The following is a 19108-nucleotide window of genomic DNA, read 5'->3' on the forward strand; positions in this document are numbered from 1 at the left end:
TGTTTAAGCTAAGACAAAATGGGAAATGGGGTCTCGTCCCCTACATATTAATTTTCCATGTTTTCAATCGCAAATTCGATCTCATCAGGTGAGAAGCCGTTCCCTTCAAGATAAGCAGCCATATTTCTTTGACGGATCCCTAACACCCGACGGGATTGATTGGCGCGTCCTAAAGCATGGCGATACCAATCTACATCTAGGGTTTCTAGTGCCCATTGTGTTTCCTCCGCAGTAAAACCTTCTGTTTCTAACAGTTCTGCCATCTCTTGTTTTGAATAAAAGCGACGATTTCCTTGCGCTCTAACGAGGAAAAAGGCTTCACGTTCTCGTTCTGTCGCATTGTTTTCGCGCTCATAGCGTGCTGCTACAGTCGGGGCGAGATGAAACCCTGCTAAAATCGTTTCCTCGGTCACTTCGTTATCAAACACGTAGGTTCTGAACTAAAAACGATTGTCGTTTTCCAGTTCAAGCCATAGTGATTCAACCAGAAATCGATAACCGTATGGAATCGTTTCATAAATAGCATCGGCAATTTCGTAAAAATAAGCGGAAACGGCTTCGTAAGGAGTCATTATCTCGGGAACGATTTCCGTCGTTTGTCCATTAAACAAAGTGATTGCGGAAGGGTAGGTCTCACCAGCATTCGTAAATGTGAGAATCCCCACTGGCTCATGTTTTGTTGAAAAGACATTCATGGTCACACCGTTCGCCAAATCAATCGCACTCTGCCACTCGATTTCTTGGTCATCGCTTTGTTGGTGTAAGTGTTCAAGTGTATCAGGTGTCAAACCAAGCTTTTCTCGTGTATCTTCATTGATTTCTTCTTCATCGGCAAGTGGATTGTTTGCTCCAGCGGTCACTAGTGCCAAATCCTCTTCGTATTCGTTGAATAATTCTTGCAATTTTGCTCGTCTACTGACGATGATCGGGCTCTCTTCATGGATGGCAAGTAAGGCTTCGATACGGCCATTGCGAGCGGCAACCCAACTGGGCATATCCAGATAGCGAGCTTCGATCGCTTCTTGAGCGAGTGCGATCATTGTTTCCGTGTTTTCAATGAATGCCGCCTTGTGTTTTGAGTTGCTATTGACCTGGTCTAGAAAGGCCAATTCTGCTTCTTTGCCTCGAATCATCAGTTCGAGATTTTCAATACTTAAATCATAAGTAAGATTTTCTGCATGATAGGTATGTTCCCAACCAGCATCTAAAGCTGCACCGATGCGTTCAGAAAGTTCCTCAGGGCTTGCTGAATTTATCGTCCCACATCCTGAAATCAGGGACAGTATTAGTAATAAAGGCAACAAAACTTGTTTTTTCATTTTTCTCCTCCTCGTGAGACTCTAGTAAACCTCGCCATTTTGTACGAATGAACGCATTAGATCGAGCTCTTTCTTGGGTATAAACATAGCCACAATACAAGGGACATCAACTGAGCCCCCAAAGTTAGACCAAAAAACCTAACTTTTTGAGGTCACTACAACAGCATATGGGCATCGCGATGCCCTTTTCTTCGCTAGCTTTTAGTTACCTATGTTTGTCATCGCGTAGTCGATTTGTTCTTCTGAAAAGTCTTCAAAAGCCAATAACCGGCGAATGTTGTCAGGAGGAAGACTCATCAAGGAATGATAACTATTTGCTTTCTTCAACGCCTGCTCGTTCCAATCAATCGTGAGCTGATCAACTGCCCATTGTGCATCATTATGGGTAAACCCTTCAAATTCTAATTGTTGTATCAATCGTGCACGTGAGAAAGCCATGAGGTTCGTAAAGGATTCGGCACGAGCGATCGCTCGTCTTTGTTCTGAAGATTCTTTATTCTCGGTCTGAGTTTGTTCGTCATTGTTTTGCTCTTGCTGCAAAGCCGTAGCTGCTTCTTGTTTGGCGTTTGCTTCTTGAAGCTGTTGATACACGGTAGTGACCATGTCTTGATCAATGTCATGATCAAAGCCATAGGTCATCACCGCCAGCTGATGTTCATCAGAAGATTGATCGAATCGATTCATAAACATCATTGATTCACGAGGAATATTTACGGCGAGCGCTCGTAAAATCGTTTCATAGAAAGCAGCTTTTTGCTCGTCGGCAGTTTCCCGATTCAGAACAGTAAACCCAGATGCGTACTCCTCATCGGGCATCGCAAAAATGAAGACGTCAACATTTGTTTCGCTTGTGTGGTAAACGGTGGCAGTGAGTCCATCGTCAAGTTCGATTGTGCGATGAAGAGTAAGCGCATCTTCTGTGAGCTGCTGAAGCTGCTCGATATCGTCTGCCAAAAGCCCCAGCTTTTCCCGCGGATCGGCTTCAGGAATCGTTTCGTTTGCTACCTCTAGTAGACTGTTGAGGTTGTCTTGATTACTGAGAATGATAGGGCTCCGTTCATGAATCGCAGCCAGAGCCTGGCTATAACCAATGCGAGCAGCAAACCAAGCAGGGACATTGATCCGACGCTCCACTAACGCTCGTTCAGCGGTTGCCATCAAATCAATCGTGTGGCTGATCAATTGCTGAAGGTCTTCGTCGGAAGAATCAAGTTCTTCCAAAATAGCCAGTTCGGCTTGGCTGCCGGCAATCAGCAATTCTAAGGTCGCTGGTTGATAATAGGCCCAACCCGTTCCAGACTGGTTTGTATATTCCAGTCGTGCGTCGATGCCAAGCGCAACGGTCTCTGACAGTTCTTCATCTGCCTTCGTGCAGCCGATAAGCAAAATAACGAATGACAATAGGGTGATCAGTATTCTTTTTTTCATTAGACTCCTTCTTTCTATCGAAAGTAACTGAGAAAACGGTCGGCAGAGGTTGGTTCATCTGGGGGAAGGAGGAGGGCAGGTGAATGGAAAAAATGTTGAAAAGATTTCCATCACAAGTTCATTCAAGCAATTGTTTCTGATACGCTAATAAGAAAAAACGGAATATCGAAACAAATTTTATGAATAGTCGTTATATTATTCATTTTACATGAAAAATATCACTAAATGCAACGATAAAAGGATTTTTATTGGATTTTTTATATTTGGGGAAAGGAAGGTTACTATCAACTTTTGAGGAGTAGGTGCTCAAGATCAAAGCGATCGAGGAAATTCATCGAAGTATCGCCATGGGGGAATCTTTTGTGCAAACAAAAAAACAGCTTCCCGCAATGGGGAAGCTGTAAGGATGCGGAAAATGGGATTTGAACCCACACGAGCGATTGCTCACAAGACCCTCAATCTTGCACGTCTGCCATTCCGTCATTTCCGCAAATACTATAGAAGGAAACGCAGGCTAAGGTAGTACTGTCACGCCGCGTCTAGAAAATATCTTACCTGATTTTCAACAGGTTTGTCAATAACTTTTCGTCATGCTATTTGAAAGAATTTTCAGACTTTAGATTGCATTTTTTTCCATAAAAGGTATGCTAAAAGAATGAATAATTATTTTTTTGAGAGGAGAGCAAATGAACTATTTTAAAAACCAACTGGCAAAAGCTGTTAAGCAGAAAGTATTCATCTTCCTACTCATTGGTGCCTTTAGTTTAGGCTGCAGTTTTTCCGTTTATTTGAAACTAATGGCACCCATCAACTTGCCCGCTACCATTACCGCAGAAAAAGCCGAAGCCTCACGGCTTGTTGATCGCTACCAAGCCAATCAGTCGGGCTCGCCTGATCAGCAAGAGGTGTATCAACTTTTGCTTGAAAATAATACACTGACCTCACGGCAGTTATCCAACTTGATTATGGAGGAATACGAACGATTTAATCAAACGAGTATTCAAATTGCGGAGCTAAAAAAACAGATTTGGGCGTCTGAAGTTGATGACAAAAGATTTTTGCCACCTTTATGGACGATCGAACAAGAGCAAACAGTCTATCAAGCCTTAGCCGAGCAAGAAAAAGAGCGGGTCCTCACGGCTGCCAATACCCAGACCGCTGTCGCTTTGGCAATAATGCTTTTACTGAATTTTGGGTTCTTCTTCTGGGCTTTTTTTGCTAGTGACAATTTATTAGAAGAAAGAGAACACTTCTCCTTGATCCGCTCATACCCACAGATTTTCCCGATTCGGATGGTCAGTAAGGTTTTTGTCAAAACGATCACCAATTTAGGAATCTTGCTCGTGTTTTTCTTAGGCGTCTTTCTTTCAATGAGCCTTCTGGGGGAGTTCGGGGATTGGCAGTATCCAGTAGCCGTCTATCTCAGTGGGGATTGGGTAGCCTTACCTTTTTGGCAGAGCGTTTTATCTAGTATGGTTTCTTTTGCCTTGCTGATTGGTTTGATCGAATGCTTAGGTTTTGTCATGAACATGGTCGCAGCCAATCGATACGTCTCTTTCTTTTTACTGGTGCTTTTTTATGGATTCGGTTTGATTCCGATGCTGCAAAAGATTCCTATATTACCAGTTCATCTAGCTGCTATGGAGAAATTTTATTCGGGTGCCTTTGCTTTGGGCTCTGGCACTTCTTGGGGCGTCTATGCCAGTTGGCTGCTGACGCTAGTGTGGATCTTCCTTTGTTTAAGCATCATGCTTGTTGCGGATAAACAGAATCGCTTGTTGAGAGGAGGTAAAGGATGAAAGACTATTTTTTCTTTGAATTACGCCAGCTGTTAAAAAGCAAGAAAACCATTGGCCTTTTTTGCTTGCTGCTGATCTACAGCGGCGTTTACAGTTTTTGGCAAAGAGACTTTCGCCCGATTGAACGAGTAGATAAAACAGAAATGCAACAACGCTATACCGTGCGACAAGATTTTCTTGATCAACAAGCAGCCAATCCCTCTGACCATTGGTCGGCATTCATGGCAGTCGAAATGTTTACCCCATGGAATGAAGCAGAAAAACAACGGCTCGACGCGCTAGCCGAGAAAGACTGGCAAGCATACGCACAAAGCACAAGTACTTGGTACCATCTCGCTTTGCAATTTACCGATGAACGAAATATTTTTTATACCCCTGATTATTACACGTTTCGAAATTACTATGCTGGGTATGACGGGCGCTTCAGCTATGCATCAACCGCAAAACTGATGGAAGCTTTTAGCCAGCTGCCCAATAGCAAACTCTCTCAAGCAGTCATGGAGCAAAAAACGGGGGTGCAAGCATTACAGCAAAGCTTTACTGAATATTTACCGATTCTATTAATTGCTGTTTCTTTATTTTTGGCGATCGATTGTTTACCAAAAGAACGAAGACATAAATCTCTGTTTCTTTCACTGCCATTATCGACAGAAGAGATCCTTTGGAGCAAAACGGCAGCGTTGATGGTTGGTTCTGCAATCGCAACGCTAGGAACCATGTTCTTTATCTGGTTTGGCTCTGGTATTCAATTCGGCTTTGGCTCCTTGGAACTGCCAGTCACGATTTTATCATCGTCCTTTGATGCCCGCTACCCGATCACAGATCTCAATGCTTTTGAAACACAAGCCATCGGTCTTTTTTTAAGCCAATGTTTTCTTGCAACGCTTTTCTTGCAGTTTCTTTATTGTCGCGGCATCTTGCTGTTCAGTGCCCTGTTTCGTTCAGAACTGATTAATCTGCTTGTGGCTGGTTTTTGTTTGCTTTCGCCCTTTCTTTTCCAACGACGCTGGTTTAGTGCCTACCTTGATAAAACGCTGTATGTCTATCTGTATCAAAATGTGGGACAAGTCCTTTCAGGCTGGACACGCTTTTACTTTGGTTCTGCAGGATTTACGATGGAAAAAGGCTTACTTTTATTAGGCGGCGTTTGGCTTTTGATCGAAATGTGTTTCTTTTTGACGATCCAACGCAAAAAATTTCATTTGGCATAGGAGGAACGACATGTTAGAACTGAAAAATGTGACTGTCACGTATACGAGAAAAGTATTGGATCAACTTTCCGTTGCCTTTTCTCCCGGGGAGATCGTCGGGTTAGTCGCCCCTAACGGCACTGGGAAATCCACGCTACTGAATGTGGCGATGAATTTCATCCAGCCGAATGAAGGCGCAGTATTTTTAAACGGCAGTCAAGTATATGTGACCAAAAAATCAGAAGTGGCAGCGCATCAACAAATTTCATTTTTTCCTGACCAAAATGATTTGTACAATGATTTAAGCGGACTCGAGCATTTGAAACTGTATCAGCGAATGTGGCGTTCAGAGGAACGCTTGGTGGAAGAAACGATTGCTCGTTTGCGAATGAGCGATTATATCAAACGGCCAGTGGGAACCTATTCGCTGGGGATGCGGCAACGTCTGTGTTTTGCGATGCAGATCGTGACAGATACGCCATACATGCTGATGGATGAGGTGATGAATGGCTTAGATCCGACAAATGTCGAATTGATCTCCAACGTGTTGAAAGCCTTGCGGGAGCAAAAGAAAGCGATCGTGATCGCTTCGCATATTCTGACGAATTTAGATTCTTACGCGGATCGGGTCTTGTTTTTAAAAGACGGTAAGATCATTCACGAATACCTTGGCCGCAAGTCGTTGGTCAATGAACCCTTGTATGTAAAGACGGACTCGGCGGATTTCTTGGTGGCTTTTCCAGAGTTAACGACAGTGACTATCGATCTGCAAGGGCGGATCTATCTAGTAGAAATCAGCGATCCGCAGTTGCCGCAACGTTTTATCGCAGCAGGAATCACTGATTTTTCGGTGGGGCATTTGGCGTTAAATGAATTGTACTTGAAGTATTTTCCTGAAAATTCCTGAATGAACCAAATTCAGTGGATGAACGCAGGGCAAGCGCTCTCGACCGAGAGGTGAAAAATTTTCGCCACAGTTAAAATTTTTTTGCTATAATAGGTTCAATCTGAAAAGAGATCAACGACGAGAACCAATAACCTGACGTTGACCTATGGTTAAAGGAGAAATGGAATATGAAGAAATTTTCAAAGTCGTCAAAACTTGAAGGGGTCAGTTATGATGTACGCGGCCCTGTTTTAGAAGAAGCTGATCGGATGCAAGAAGAAGGCATCAGTATCTTAAAATTAAATACTGGGAATCCCGCGCCCTTTGGCTTTGAAGCCCCAAATGAAATCGTTAGAGATTTAATCATGAATGTGCGAGAGTCGGAAGGCTATTCTGATTCAAAAGGGATTTTCTCGGCCCGTAAAGCGATCGAGCAATATTATCAATTACAAAAATTTCCTGATGTGACCATCAATGATATTTACACAGGTAATGGTGTTTCCGAGCTGATCACGATGTGTATGCAAGGGTTATGTAACAATGGGGACGAAGTGCTCGTGCCGATGCCAGACTATCCCTTGTGGACTGCTTCGATCTCATTAGCTGGCGGAAAACCCGTCCATTATATTTGTGATGAACAAGCAGATTGGAATCCTGATATCGAGGATATCAAAGCCAAAGTAACCAGCAAGACGAAGGCCATCGTCATTATTAATCCAAATAATCCCACCGGCGCCGTTTATCCGAAAGAAGTTTTGCAACAAATCGTCGAGGTTGCTCGTGAGCATGACTTGATCATTTTCTCCGATGAGATCTATGACCGTTTAGTCATGGATGATTATGTCCATGTACCGATTGCTACACTAGCACCAGATCGCTTCGTTGTGACGCTAGGCGGTTTGTCTAAGTCTCACCGAGTGGCAGGCTTCCGCGTTGGCTGGATGGTTCTCAGCGGGGATAAGTCCAATGTCAAAGACTATATCGAAGGCTTGAATATGTTGTCATCGATGCGGCTGTGTTCCAATGTTTTATCGCAACAAATCGTCCAGACTGCATTAGGCGGCTATCAAAGCTCCGATGAGCTGCTGCTGCCAGGTGGTCGAATCTATGAACAAAGAGAGTTTATCTACAAGGCAATCAATGATATTCCTGGATTGTCAGCAGTGAAACCGAAAGCAGCCTTTTATATTTTTCCTAAAATTGATATTCAGCGCTTTAACATTACCAATGATGAACAATTTGTTCTCGACTTTTTACATGAACACCATATTTTGTTGGTGCACGGCGGTGGGTTCAATTGGCAACAGCCCGATCATTTCCGTATCGTCTACCTTCCTAATATGGAAGATTTAAAAACGACTGCTGAAAAAATGACAGAATTCTTGGCAGCGTATCGCCAGAAGTAAGTACATGAAAAAGCACCGCTCCTTCAGCGATCGTGAGGGAGCGGTGCTTATGTTTTTATTCGGTAACTGGTTGACAAATTTTTTTGCTGACAATCATCCGATTGGTAAACTTATCCAGCATTTCAGCACTAGGATCGGTCACTTGAACGAGGACCGAATTTTCATATTCCCGTTCGATGATCCCTTGGTATTTTTTGCCTTCCCATGTAAAAAAGATCGTACTGTCGATCGTCATCTTAACACCTCATTTGAAATTGTGGAAAAATAACAAGACATTCTTGAAATTGCTTTCCTTTTTGTCATTATGTGCTAAAATAAAGAAAATTAAAAATGCGAATTCGCATTTTTGACAAGAAACGTTCGATTTTTTTAGAATTTCCCCTGGAGGACGATTATGAAAAAAAGAGATGAATCTTTTGGTCAAAATATCCGTTCAATTCGGTTGAAACGAAAGATGACCCAGAAGATGTTAGCGGAAGATATTTGTTCGCAAAGTGTGTTAAGTCGTATCGAAAACAACGAAGAGCTGCCCAATGTCTGGGTGATGTACCAAATCTGCCAACGCTTAGGCGTCACCTTAGATCAAGTAATGATGCTTCATTCAGAAGAGATCAACAAAACCAATCAAATCTTTGCCGAGATCGAATCACATTTTGTCCATAAACAATTTCAAGAAATGCGGGAAAAAATGGAAGACAAGGCGATCAAGGATTATCTGTATCTGGATTCAGATATGCAAATGTATTACTACTATCTAGGCAGCTGTGATTATTTCCTCGATCAAAACTATGATGCCGCCCTTGAGGCGCTGAAAAAAGGATTGGCCTATTCCTATCAACAGGATAAGACCAATGTTTCGGTGATGGAAATTCGTATCCTGAGCTGCATGGGTCGCGTCTATAGTGACTTGCTGCAACTGGGTGAGGCGCGTTTTTATTTAGAAAAAGCCTACGATGCCATGCATGCCTTGCCGCCGGAGCGACTGTCCACAGCGCTGACCAAAATTTATTACAACTATGCGGTCTTTTTAAAGGAGCAACAAGAAGACTGTCGCGCGCTAAAAGTAACTAACGAAGGCATTGCTCTAGCGAGAGAGAAAAATAGCTTGTATTTTCTAGAAGAATTGTTTGAACTAAAAGGACAATTGCTTCAAAGACTAAAAGAAGAAAAAGCAGCTGAAAAAAGTTTTCAACTGTATCGTGCCGTCATGGATATTCGCCAATCTGACAAAGTGGTGTAGACCTTTCTTGACTTCTGCTGCAAATAAGAGTACTTTTAAGGAAGAAAAGAAATAGAGGAGCGATCAAGATGAATAAATATATTTACGCAGACAAATTCTTTCTGAAATCAGCGGTTCATGGCCCTGGTTACTTGGAGGTCAAGGAGGGAAAATTCGGCGCGATCGTCGATGAAGTCCCTGCTGGTGCAGACGTAGAAGATTATTCAGGCAAATGGGTAGCACCGGGTCTTGTGGATACTCATATCCACGGGTTTATGAACCATGATGTGATGGATAACGATGCAGAAGGCATCAAAGCCATGTCAGAAGGTCTTTTGTCTTGTGGTGTGACATCTTTCTTACCGACAACTTTAACATCTAGCAAAGAACGGTTGCGGGATGTTGCTGAAACCGTTGGGAAAGTCAAAGACGAAGTTACAGGAGCGAAGATCCAAGGGATCTACTTTGAAGGACCGTTCTTTACTGAAGAACATAAAGGGGCACAAAATCCGATCTATTTTGGTGATCCTGATATTGATACCTTCCATGAATGGCAAGAAGCTTCTGGTGGAATTATCAAGAAAATCGCCTTGGCTCCTGAGCGCGAAGGTGTGAAGGAATTTGTTTCGCAAGTGACGGAAGAAGGCGTAGTGGTTGCACTAGGGCATAGTAACGGAACGTTACAAGAAGCGCAAACAGCAGTAGAAGCTGGTGCCAGTGTCTTTGTTCATGCCTTCAACGGAATGCGCGGATTAAACCATCGTGAACCTGGAATGGTTGGTGCCTTACTTTCATTAAAAGAAGTTTTTTCTGAGTTGATTTGTGATGGCCACCATGTACATCCTCAAGCAGCTGAGATTTTGATGGAAAAAGCTGGTCACGACCATGTGGCCTTGATCACCGACTGTATGATGGCTGGCGGTATGCCAGACGGTGATTACATTTTAGGTGAATTTCCAGTAGTTGTAAAAGATGGCACGGCTCGAATGGAAACAGGAAATCTTGCTGGCAGCATCTTGAAACTAAAAGAAGCCGTGAAAAATGTTGTAGAGTGGGGAATTGCTACTCCTCAAGAAGCGGTCATGATGGCCAGCTTGATCCCAGCGATCAGCTGCAAGATCGACCACGCTTGCGGTATGATCAAGCAAGGTCGTCCAGCTGACTTCATTGTTTTGGATCAAGAAATGAATTTAGCAGCCACTTATTTAGATGGTGTTTGCCGTTACCAAGCATAAAATGAAACAATCTGCTTCAAGAAACAAGAAGAGAGCTTCTCTTGATCTGTTTTTTGAGCAGATTTTTTTGTTTTCAGTTATGATGATAGAAAACGGTATTCTTAGAAGGGGAAGGTGGCAAATTGAAGACGATTTTAGTTACGGGTGCCAACGCTGGCATGGGCTTTGCAACAGCCAAACAATTGGCAGAATTGGGGATGCATGTGATTTTGTATTGCCGTTCTGCCGAACGAGGGCAAGCAGCACAGCAACGTTTGAAGGAAGAGACAGGCAATCCAAGCATCGATCTAGTGATCGGTGATTTGGGGTCGTTGGCTAGCGTATGCAAGTCAGCCGCTGAAATCAACGCCCGCTTTGAGAAATTGGATGTACTGATCAATAATGCGGGCATCGTCAATTTAAAAAAAGAGCGAACAGCCGATGGATTTGAACAAATGCTGGGCGTAAACTACGTGGGGCATTTTGAACTGACCCGTCAGTTATTGCCGTTAATAAAACGTGCGGATGCTGGTAGGATCGTTAATGTTGCTTCTGGTGCTTACAAATTTGTAAAGAAAAAGGATCAGCGCTTTTTCGATGTGGCGAATTTTTTGCCTTGGCGGGAATATGGCCGCTCAAAAAAAGCCCTGATTTTATTTACAGATGCGCTTGCGTTTCAACTGCGCAATACGACCGTTACTGCCAATGCATTGCATCCGGGAGCTGTGGCGACGAGCTTAGGGGTCAGCCGACAGACAGGATTTGGTCAATCTGTCTACAAAATGCTCACGCCTTTTTTCAAAACACCTGAGGAAGGGTCTGATACAGCGATATATTTGGCACTAAGCCCCGAGGTGGCTGGTATTAGCGGGCGCTACTTTGTCGATCGTCAGGCAGTGCCGACGGAGATCCTTGATGAGCGGCAGCAAGCGCAAAAACTTTGGGAAGAAACCCAGCGAAGAATTGCCGACCAAGCACAATGATTGGTTTTTGTTCTTTGTCAATCAAATTAGATGGAAGTGTAAAATCGATTCTGGGACAGAATGAGCATCATTTTGTCTCAGATTTTTTAATTTGATAAAATAAGCTGCTTTTTTGCTGTTTCTTTCGCAGGAATAAGTATGATACACTATTAAGCGAGAAAGCGCATGCGGCGCTGGAATTCTTGGAGGAACATAATGAGTTATATCGAAGTTGTGAAAGAAGTGAAGAAATACACAATGGGCGACACGGTTATTGCTGCTAATGATGGTGTTTCGTTTTCCGTAGAAAAAGGAGAGATCGCACTGATCCTTGGTCCAAGTGGCGCTGGTAAGTCCACCGTTTTGAACATATTAGGCGGAATGGATCAATGTGATAGTGGCAAAGTGATCGTTGATGGAACAGATATTGCTGGCTTTGATGCCAAACAATTGACGACCTATCGCCGCAAAGATGTCGGTTTTGTCTTTCAGTTTTATAATTTGGTCCCTAATTTGACAGCCAGAGAAAACGTTGAACTCTCAGCACAAATCGTGCCAGAGGCACTTGATGCAGCTGAGATCTTGACCCAAGTTGGGCTTGGTGATCGCTTGGATCACTTTCCAGCGCAATTGTCTGGTGGTGAGCAGCAGCGAGTCACGATCGCTCGTGCTATAGCGAAGAAGCCCAAATTGCTGCTTTGTGATGAACCAACTGGGGCCCTTGACTATGAAACGGGGAAACAGATTCTAGCAATTCTAGAAAAAACGGCTCGCGAGACTGGGACGACCGTTTTGATCATTACACATAACAGCGCATTGGCTCCCATGGCTGATCGTGTGATCCATATCAATGATGCAAAGGTCCGCAAGATGGAAAAAAATACTCATCCGATTCCAATTGCCTCTATTTCTTGGTAAATGCCTATGAAAAAAACATTATTACGTTCCAGTTTACGTGAAATCAGGCAAGCACCCGGGCGGTTTTTGTCCATATTAGGCATTATCTTTTTAGGGGTCGCTTTTTTTGTGGGGATCAGTGCAACTGGTCCGAATATGGAACAAGCAGCTGAAGATTATTTTGCTCGCCAGAAATTAGCGGACTTTACGATTGCGTCAACATTAGGGTTGTCGACTGCCGATCGGGAAATCATTGAAGAAATGCCTGGTGTCACGTCTGTTGAAGCAGAGCAGATCGCCGATATCAATGCCGAAAATCACCGTGCCGTGATCCGTGTCTTTTCCCTTTCGAAAGAGCGGCAAGTCAATCAATATCAGGTGACTTCTGGTCGATTGCCACAAAAGTCAGGGGAAATTGCTTTGGATCAAGCGGCACAAAGCAGCGGTGGGTTTGCACTAGATGAAACTTTCGAACTGCCAGAAAACGGTGGAAACCAGCTAGAAACGCACACTTACACGATCGTTGGCTTTGTCAATAGTCCCGAATTTATTGAGAATTTTCATCGAGGCAATAGTACCGTTGGGAATGGGACGGTCGATTACTTTGCAGTAATTCCAGAAGAAGATTTTAAAGAAACTGCGTATGCTAGATTGTTAGTTCGTTTTGATGAGCTATCGCAAGTGGCTAGCTATTCAGAAGCATATCAGACAAAAAGGGATCAAGTAAGTGATGAAGTAGAAGAACGGTTGGCTCCGCGGGCACAAGGACGGCGGCAAGAGTTGATCGATGAAGCGCAACCAGCCATTGATGAGGCCAAAGAACAGATCCGTGATGGCGAAGAAGCATTGCAGCAAGCGCAAGCGGAACTGGACGACGCAACAGAGAAATTGGCGCAGGTGCATCAGGAGTTGACGGAACAAGAAGCAGCTTTTCAGACAGAGATTCAAACTGCCCAAGAGCAATTGAATGGAGAAGCGCAAAAATTAGCTGAGGGGAAACAGGCATTGATCGAAAATCAACACCTGCTAGATCAAAATGAACAAGCATTGATTCAGCAAGAAGCCCAAGTACAGTCAGCCCAAGCTCAGTTTGCATCTGTTTTGGCACAAAGACCTGAACTACAAAGGGGCATCCAGCAGGTAGAGGAGCAACTGGCGCTGGCATACCAAGGCATGGATCAAATCAGAAGTGTGGGTCAACTTTCTGCAGAGGAGCAACTGGCCCAGCTGCCTATCGTCTATGCACAAGTAACCGCCGCTCTGGCACAGTTGAACCTGCCGACAGATGTCCTTGGTCCGATTCCTGATCTGGAGGAAATCGATGAAACGATGATTGCTACTATGCTGACGGCAGCTGAAGATACATTGCGCCCACTCATTGCCAAAGGCGAGCAACAACGTGCGCAATTACTTGGGCAAATGGCTGCGATCAATGACCAAGAAGCGCAACTTCAGCAGGCACAACAGCAAGTCAATGCTGGCTGGAGCCAAATCAGAGCTGGGCGCCAAGAATTGGCACAAGCGCAGACCCAGATCACCCAAGGAGAGACGCAGCTGAGCGACGCTCGTGAGACCTTAGCTTCTGAAAAAGCCAAGGGTCAGTCTTTATTAGCTGCTGGTTGGCAAGAATATCGAGAAAACGAAGCAACCCTTCAAGAAAAGCTTGACGAATTTAAAGAAAAAGCACCAAAAGAACGCGAAAAACTTGAAGATGCCAAAAAAGAAGTTGCTGAAAAAGAGCAGGAATTGTTGGATCTAAAACCGGCAGTTTATCGTGTCGCAAACCGCGATGCGAATCCTGGTTATTCAGAGTATCAAGACAATGCGGAACGAGTTTCTTCGTTAGCGACGATTTTCCCAGTTATCTTCTTTTTGATTGCAGCGTTAGTCAGTCTAACCACCATGACGCGGATGATCGATGAAAAACGTAGTGAGATCGGTACATTGAAAGCATTAGGCTATCGTAACTGGGAGATTGGACAGAAATTTTTGCTTTATTCCTCTGCAGCAGGCATCACAGGTGCTGTATTGGGTCTAGCAGTCGGCTTTTCCTTTTTTCCAGCAATCATCATTCAAGCTTATGGACCGCTTTACAATCTCACGGAGTATGACACCCCATGGTATTTGCGGCTTTCATTGATTGCTGTGGGAGTCAGCTTGCTTTGCACCATCGGTATCGCGCTGCTGGTTTTACGTTTTGATTTAAGACAGTCATCGGCTTCATTGTTACGACCAAAGGCACCCAAAACAGGAAAACGAATTCTCTTAGAAAGAATCACCGTTATATGGCGGCACTTAAGTTTTATTCAAAAAGTTACAATGCGAAACCTGTTTCGCTACAAGTCCAGAATGCTCATGACCATCTTAGGGATCGCGGGATGTACCTCCATGATCTTGACTGGATTTGGTCTAAGAGATTCTATCAGCAATATCATTCCTTTACAGTTTGAGAAAATCTGGCAGTATCAGGCGGTGATCACCTTTGATGATGAGGATTCGGAAGCAATGAGTGAAACAAAAGCCGCCGCAGAAGATATTGAAGGCTTTGAAGCAGGGTTATTCTTGCATACGGAAAGTCTGACGTTGGCTCAATCGGGGGTCACGCAGCAAGAAGTAACCGTCACCGTGCCAGAAGATCCTGCGGCTTTATCAAGATTTGTCCACTTGAATGATCGGGTTTCAGGAGAAGCTTACGAGCTAGAAGGAGAGGATGCCATCATCAATGAAAAGCTTGCTAAGCTGTTTGGATTATCGGTGGGTGATACGATAACGTTGACGAATGAAAGCGGCGAAGCATTTGAACTGAATATGGCTGCAATCGCAGAAAACTACACAGGGCATTTTGCTTATTTGACCCCAGATGCGTATCAAAAGATCTTTCAGGCAGCCCCTTCTTACAACAGTGAGTTATTGAAATTCAGTCAGCGTTTGACGAAATCGGAGGAAGAAGCGATCGCGGCTGATTTGATGGCACAAGACAATGTCATCAATGTTTCCTTCCTCTCAGCTTCAGCGGATGCCTTAGATGACACGACCGCAACCTTGAACATCGTCATCTGGATCTTGATCTCGTCTGCGGGGGCATTAGCCTTTATCGTGTTGTACAACTTGAACAACATCAATATAGCGGAACGCATTCGCGAGTTGTCGACCATCAAAGTATTGGGCTTTTATGATCGAGAAGTGACCATGTACGTCTTTCGTGAAAATATCTTTCTGACGATCTTCGGCATTGCATTTGGTTTATTATTAGGGGTGCTTCAGCATCAATTTGTCTTACAGACCATCGAAGTCGATATCGCCATGTTTTCACCGACAGTCGAACCAATGAGCTATGTGTATGCCGCTGGATTGACCTGCTTATTTTCAAGCGTGGTAGGGATCGCAATGTATTTCAAACTGAAACATGTCAATGTGATTGATGCACTGAAAGCCAATGAGTAACAAAAACAGCCTTTTCTCAGAATGATTCTGGAAAAAGGCTGTTTTTATTTTTCTTGTTTTTCTTGTTCGGAAATCTCGCCTTGGACTTCTTCTAGCATGGCTTTTAGTTCAAGCTCTTTTTGCCTCAGCACCACCAGATCTTCTTGGATCTCATCCTTTTTCTCTTCCTCAGGTGGTCGAATGACGAAATTGATCGATAGGGCAACTAACGTGCCGATAAAGGTGTCCAATACACGGTCTAAGGCGAAGATGATCGATTCCCCTTGAGGGACACTGGAAGTGATCAAAAGCATCGTCGCAATAGCAGAGATAATGCCAGAATTGTTATTGATGCCATCTGAAAAAACGATGACAAAAATGACTAGCGCTGGCAAGACAAACAATTCGATCAGAAAGTCATTTTGAAAATATTGCTTCGTCAAAAAGTAAAAAATGGCTGTACCGCCGCCGATCGTATTTCCTAATACCCGTGACTTACCAAAAGAGATCGTTGTGGTCAGGTCTTGTCGCAAAGAAAAGACAGCCGACAAGGCAGCAATCAATGGTTGGCCACGATCAAGAAAATGAAAGAGCAGAATACAAAGCATGACAGCAATGGCTGTTTTTATCGTTCGCATACCTAAGCGAAAACGCCCCAGTTTCATGGTCAAATGCCCCCTTTACTTAATCATACCCAAAGCAGTTGAGAAATTCTAGTCTTATTCCTCACAATTTAGTATACTTTTCACAGGAGGTGACAAAAATGAAAATCGGAATGAGGACCGTGAAAACGGCGATTGCGGCTGGTTTATCAATGTTTCTGGCACAACAGATCGGTCTTTTGTATGCGCCAGCCGCAGGGATCATCGCCATTTTAAGCGTCGGCAATACAAAGAAAACGTCACTTTTTACGGGAATCGGGCGTTTGATCTCTTTGGCGATCGCAACGCTCTTAGCTTTTGTCAGCTTCCATTTATTAGGCTTTGGGCCGATAGGATTTGTTCTTTTTCTCTTTCTCTTTATCCCAACCGCTGTCTATTTCAATTTGACCGATGGGATCGTCGTCAATTCTGTCTTAGTGACCCATTATATGATGGAACGTTCGTTTGCTTGGCCACTGATTGGGAATGCTTTTTTATTGATGAGTATTGGCATTGGCTTTGCACTTTTGTTCAATTTATATATGCCAGATGGCGAACGAGCATTGAAAGAAAGACAGCAATTAGTGGAAGAAACGTTTAAAAGTCTTTTAAAAGACATGTCGATTGCGTTAACTGAAAAAGAAAAGGCGACGCTTCCCCAGGTCTGCCAAACGCTTTTGGGGGATATCAAGCAAGGCAAACAACAAGCAATGGTGCATAGTGAAAATCAATGGCGAGGAGAAGCCTCCTATTATGAAGAGTACTTTACCATGCGCCAAAGTCAGGCACGCTTACTCTTAGAAATGGTTGACTTATTGCAGTTGTTTTGGGTAGAAGAAGCCTATACAAATGCGTTTCAAGAGTTGCTATCCTTTACTGCCGAGTCCTTTCACGAAAATAACGATGGGAAAGAGATCTTGGCAAAAATTGCTGCGCTTTATGAAGATTATCGACAAAAGCCATTGCCCCAAACAAGAGCAGAGTTTGAAAATCGCGCTCAGCTGTTTCAGTTTCTGCAAACCTTTAAAAGTTTTATTGAAATCAAAGCCGACTTTTCTGATCAAATGCAAACAATAGCACGCTAAAAAAAGACTCCTAAAAAGGAGTCTTTTTCATTTTACTGCTGTTCCCAAAAAGCTTGCATTTGATCAAGAACGTCAATGACATCGGTGGTCAAATGGATCGATCCTTCGATCTCGCCATCGATGGCTTTGATCATATTGGCAATTTCATAATTAAGGGCTTGACTGCTGTCGCCAGCTTCAATCACTTCATTTGTTCCATCTCGGAAATGGATCACGGCTTTGTCCGCACGAGGGTATTCATCTACGGTAATGTATCCTTCTTCGAAAGCGACGATACCGGTTTTAGGCATTTTCGCTTGGAAAGTCAGCGTGACACTAGCCATTTCATCGGCTGGATTTTGTAATATCGTGACTGATTGTTCATCCACACCTGTAGAGAAGGGCTTCATGCTGCTAAACGTCACTTCTGGTGTATCCGTCATGAAAAAGCGGGCAAATGAAACAGCATACGTACCGATATCCAATAAAGCACCGCCACCTAAATCTGGATTGAAGAAACGATTGCTTGGGTCTGGATCTTTGTAGCTGCCAAATGGTGCTTGGATCATTTTTAATTTTCCTAATCGTCCGGCATCGATCTCTTCTTTCAACCGAGCATAAACCGGCATATTGAAAATCGTCATTGCTTCTTCTAAGATTAGATTTTTTTCTTTGGCTAAGGCTAGTTCTTCCGCTAGCTCATCGGCACTGGTGGTGATGGCTTTTTCGCAGAGGACATGTTTTCCTGCCAACAGAGCTTTCATAATAAATTCATGATGAAGATCATTAGGTACTGCAATATAAACAATATCGATTTGCGGATCTTCTAACATGGCATCTGTGCTTTCATAGGCATGGGGAATAGAGTGTTTCTCAGCAAATGCTTGGACTTTAGGGAAACTTCGGGCACTGACCCCATACAGTTCACTTGCTTCATTAGAAAAGCCAGCAGCAAATTGCGTTGCGATATCTCCGAGGCCAATCATTCCCCAACGGTATTTTTTCATCATTGATCATCTCCTTCGTATTTAGTATAACAAAAGAAATCAATTCTTTAAAATAATCAAAAACAATCGCAAAAAGTTTCCATTACGGCTGACTTTCAGTAAAATATAGAAGAGGAGGGATAACATATGCATAATGTATCAATTGCAATTATTTTAAATACCATCATCGAGCAATACGCATCAGAAAAACAGTTTTATGAAACACAATTAGGCATCACTGAGGAGCAATGGGAGGCATGGAAAAATGGCACAATGAGTCTGTCACCTGCTGAAAATCAGAAAGTGAAGCTGCTGTTTTCAGATTATGAATGGATGTTGATCCAAAAAATCATTCGGCAAACCGTCATTTATCCAGAAAAACGCAATCAAGCGGTCGTCGAGTTCAAAAAAATGAAGACCCAAATCGCCAGAACGTGGTTAGCAAGCGATTTAGCGAAAGTCGAATTGTTAACAGAATCTGAAGAAACAGCCCAATACCTTGATTTGAGAGTCAGTATTACGTATGATGAGTGGGGTTATGATGATATACTAAACTTCCGATTACCCGCTTTTGTTCAGCAGCAAATTCGCAATGAAAAAATCGAACTGTTGGAGTGGGTCAAAGAAAATCTGGAAGAAACTTACAACTAAAGGTAGGATATTTTTTGAAAAAG

The 19108-nt window shown here is 43.4% G+C and carries 17 protein-coding genes and 1 tRNA gene; 11 read left to right on the forward strand and 7 right to left on the reverse strand.

Going from position 1 to position 19108, the window contains the following annotated elements; genetic code table 11:
• Positions 1 to 47: 47 nt before the first annotated feature.
• From IGJ05_RS01870 to IGJ05_RS01885, 4 genes are all read right to left on the reverse strand, one after another.
• Positions 48 to 428, reverse strand: a complete 381-nt coding sequence (locus IGJ05_RS01870; RefSeq protein WP_266167141.1) for a hypothetical protein — start codon at positions 426 to 428, stop codon at positions 48 to 50.
• Between the two features lie 12 nt (positions 429 to 440).
• Positions 441 to 1319, reverse strand: coding sequence for a hypothetical protein (locus tag IGJ05_RS01875; protein ID WP_266167142.1), 879 nt, complete (start codon positions 1317 to 1319; stop codon positions 441 to 443).
• Positions 1320 to 1520: 201 nt separating this feature from the next.
• Positions 1521 to 2747: an Ltp family lipoprotein gene (locus tag IGJ05_RS01880; protein ID WP_266167143.1), complete on the reverse strand. Its 1227-nt coding sequence runs from the start codon at positions 2745 to 2747 to the stop codon at positions 1521 to 1523.
• 407 nt (positions 2748 to 3154) lie between these two features.
• Positions 3155 to 3237, reverse strand: a tRNA-Leu gene (locus tag IGJ05_RS01885).
• A gap of 196 nt (positions 3238 to 3433) precedes the next feature.
• Here IGJ05_RS01885 and IGJ05_RS01890 point away from each other — a divergent pair.
• From IGJ05_RS01890 to IGJ05_RS01905, 4 genes are all read left to right on the forward strand, one after another.
• Positions 3434 to 4546, forward strand: coding sequence for a hypothetical protein (locus tag IGJ05_RS01890; protein ID WP_266167144.1), 1113 nt, complete (start codon positions 3434 to 3436; stop codon positions 4544 to 4546).
• Positions 4543 to 5757 (forward strand): ABC transporter permease, encoded by a 1215-nt coding sequence (locus tag IGJ05_RS01895; RefSeq protein WP_266167145.1) that lies wholly within the window; start codon positions 4543 to 4545, stop codon positions 5755 to 5757. Before IGJ05_RS01890 ends, IGJ05_RS01895 begins: the two co-directional genes overlap by 4 nt.
• Positions 5758 to 5767: 10 nt before the next feature.
• Positions 5768 to 6643, forward strand: a complete 876-nt coding sequence (locus IGJ05_RS01900) for an ABC transporter ATP-binding protein (RefSeq protein WP_005229973.1) — start codon at positions 5768 to 5770, stop codon at positions 6641 to 6643.
• 167 nt (positions 6644 to 6810) lie between these two features.
• Positions 6811 to 8028, forward strand: a complete 1218-nt coding sequence (locus IGJ05_RS01905) for a pyridoxal phosphate-dependent aminotransferase (protein ID WP_005229975.1) — start codon at positions 6811 to 6813, stop codon at positions 8026 to 8028.
• Positions 8029 to 8083: 55 nt separating this feature from the next.
• Here the strand turns inward: IGJ05_RS01905 and IGJ05_RS01910 are convergent, their stop codons facing one another.
• Positions 8084 to 8263 (reverse strand): hypothetical protein, encoded by a 180-nt coding sequence (locus IGJ05_RS01910; protein WP_005229977.1) that lies wholly within the window; start codon positions 8261 to 8263, stop codon positions 8084 to 8086.
• 159 nt (positions 8264 to 8422) lie between these two features.
• Here IGJ05_RS01910 and IGJ05_RS01915 point away from each other — a divergent pair, with 159 nt between their 5' ends.
• The 5 genes from IGJ05_RS01915 (at position 8423) to IGJ05_RS01935 (ending at position 15764) form a co-directional block, all read left to right on the forward strand.
• Positions 8423 to 9268, forward strand: coding sequence for a helix-turn-helix domain-containing protein (locus IGJ05_RS01915; protein WP_015509901.1), 846 nt, complete (start codon positions 8423 to 8425; stop codon positions 9266 to 9268).
• A gap of 68 nt (positions 9269 to 9336) precedes the next feature.
• Positions 9337 to 10482: an N-acetylglucosamine-6-phosphate deacetylase gene (gene nagA / locus IGJ05_RS01920; RefSeq protein ID WP_087627626.1), complete on the forward strand. Its 1146-nt coding sequence runs from the start codon at positions 9337 to 9339 to the stop codon at positions 10480 to 10482.
• A 122-nt stretch (positions 10483 to 10604) separates the two neighbouring features.
• The gene (locus IGJ05_RS01925) at positions 10605 to 11444 is read left to right on the forward strand and encodes an SDR family oxidoreductase (protein WP_225001087.1); all 840 of its coding nucleotides are present in this window, start codon (positions 10605 to 10607) and stop codon (positions 11442 to 11444) included.
• A gap of 195 nt (positions 11445 to 11639) precedes the next feature.
• Complete coding sequence (locus IGJ05_RS01930) at positions 11640 to 12341, forward strand: ABC transporter ATP-binding protein (RefSeq protein WP_015509898.1); 702 nt, start codon at positions 11640 to 11642, stop codon at positions 12339 to 12341.
• On the forward strand, positions 12342 to 15764 hold the full coding sequence (locus IGJ05_RS01935) for an FtsX-like permease family protein (RefSeq protein ID WP_375352058.1): 3423 nt from the start codon (positions 12342 to 12344) through the stop codon (positions 15762 to 15764).
• 44 nt (positions 15765 to 15808) lie between these two features.
• Here IGJ05_RS01935 and IGJ05_RS01940 read toward each other — a convergent pair whose 3' ends face one another.
• Positions 15809 to 16408 carry an FUSC family protein gene (locus IGJ05_RS01940; RefSeq protein ID WP_005231932.1) on the reverse strand — a complete coding sequence of 200 codons (600 nt, stop codon included), beginning with the start codon at positions 16406 to 16408 and terminating at the stop codon, positions 15809 to 15811.
• A gap of 98 nt (positions 16409 to 16506) precedes the next feature.
• Here IGJ05_RS01940 and IGJ05_RS01945 point away from each other — a divergent pair, with 98 nt between their 5' ends.
• Entirely contained in the window at positions 16507 to 17469 is a 963-nt protein-coding gene (locus IGJ05_RS01945; protein WP_218212590.1) for an aromatic acid exporter family protein, read from the forward strand.
• A 32-nt stretch (positions 17470 to 17501) separates the two neighbouring features.
• On the opposite strand, the gene IGJ05_RS01950 is transcribed toward IGJ05_RS01945, so the two are convergent.
• A complete protein-coding gene (locus tag IGJ05_RS01950) occupies positions 17502 to 18458 on the reverse strand; it encodes a Gfo/Idh/MocA family protein (protein WP_266167148.1) in 957 nt (318 codons plus the stop codon).
• 123 nt (positions 18459 to 18581) lie between these two features.
• Here IGJ05_RS01950 and IGJ05_RS01955 point away from each other — a divergent pair, with 123 nt between their 5' ends.
• Positions 18582 to 19085, forward strand: a complete 504-nt coding sequence (locus IGJ05_RS01955) for a hypothetical protein (protein ID WP_005229993.1) — start codon at positions 18582 to 18584, stop codon at positions 19083 to 19085.
• The last annotated feature ends 23 nt before the right edge of the window (positions 19086 to 19108 follow it).

It is taken from the genome of Enterococcus sp. AZ167 (assembly GCF_051714025.1).
Lineage (GTDB): Bacteria > Bacillota > Bacilli > Lactobacillales > Enterococcaceae > Enterococcus_D > Enterococcus_D casseliflavus.

Bases quoted from the DNA above. Each gene is read 5' to 3' on its own strand.
- IGJ05_RS01900 (WP_005229973.1), top strand. From the start codon at position 5,768: ATGTTAGAACTGAAAAATGTGACTGTCACGTATACGAGAAAAGTATTG.
- IGJ05_RS01890 (WP_266167144.1), top strand. From the start codon at position 3,434: ATGAACTATTTTAAAAACCAACTGGCAAAAGCTGTTAAGCAGAAAGTA.
- IGJ05_RS01880 (WP_266167143.1), bottom strand. From the start codon at position 2,747: ATGAAAAAAAGAATACTGATCACCCTATTGTCATTCGTTATTTTGCTT.
- IGJ05_RS01935 (WP_375352058.1), top strand. From the start codon at position 12,342: ATGCCTATGAAAAAAACATTATTACGTTCCAGTTTACGTGAAATCAGG.
- IGJ05_RS01955 (WP_005229993.1), top strand. From the start codon at position 18,582: ATGCATAATGTATCAATTGCAATTATTTTAAATACCATCATCGAGCAA.
- IGJ05_RS01930 (WP_015509898.1), top strand. From the start codon at position 11,640: ATGAGTTATATCGAAGTTGTGAAAGAAGTGAAGAAATACACAATGGGC.
- IGJ05_RS01895 (WP_266167145.1), top strand. From the start codon at position 4,543: ATGAAAGACTATTTTTTCTTTGAATTACGCCAGCTGTTAAAAAGCAAG.
- IGJ05_RS01915 (WP_015509901.1), top strand. From the start codon at position 8,423: ATGAAAAAAAGAGATGAATCTTTTGGTCAAAATATCCGTTCAATTCGG.
- IGJ05_RS01910 (WP_005229977.1), bottom strand. From the start codon at position 8,263: ATGACGATCGACAGTACGATCTTTTTTACATGGGAAGGCAAAAAATAC.
- IGJ05_RS01945 (WP_218212590.1), top strand. From the start codon at position 16,507: ATGAAAATCGGAATGAGGACCGTGAAAACGGCGATTGCGGCTGGTTTA.
- IGJ05_RS01940 (WP_005231932.1), bottom strand. From the start codon at position 16,408: ATGAAACTGGGGCGTTTTCGCTTAGGTATGCGAACGATAAAAACAGCC.
- IGJ05_RS01950 (WP_266167148.1), bottom strand. From the start codon at position 18,458: ATGATGAAAAAATACCGTTGGGGAATGATTGGCCTCGGAGATATCGCA.
- IGJ05_RS01905 (WP_005229975.1), top strand. From the start codon at position 6,811: ATGAAGAAATTTTCAAAGTCGTCAAAACTTGAAGGGGTCAGTTATGAT.
- IGJ05_RS01875 (WP_266167142.1), bottom strand. From the start codon at position 1,319: ATGAAAAAACAAGTTTTGTTGCCTTTATTACTAATACTGTCCCTGATT.
- nagA (WP_087627626.1), top strand. From the start codon at position 9,337: ATGAATAAATATATTTACGCAGACAAATTCTTTCTGAAATCAGCGGTT.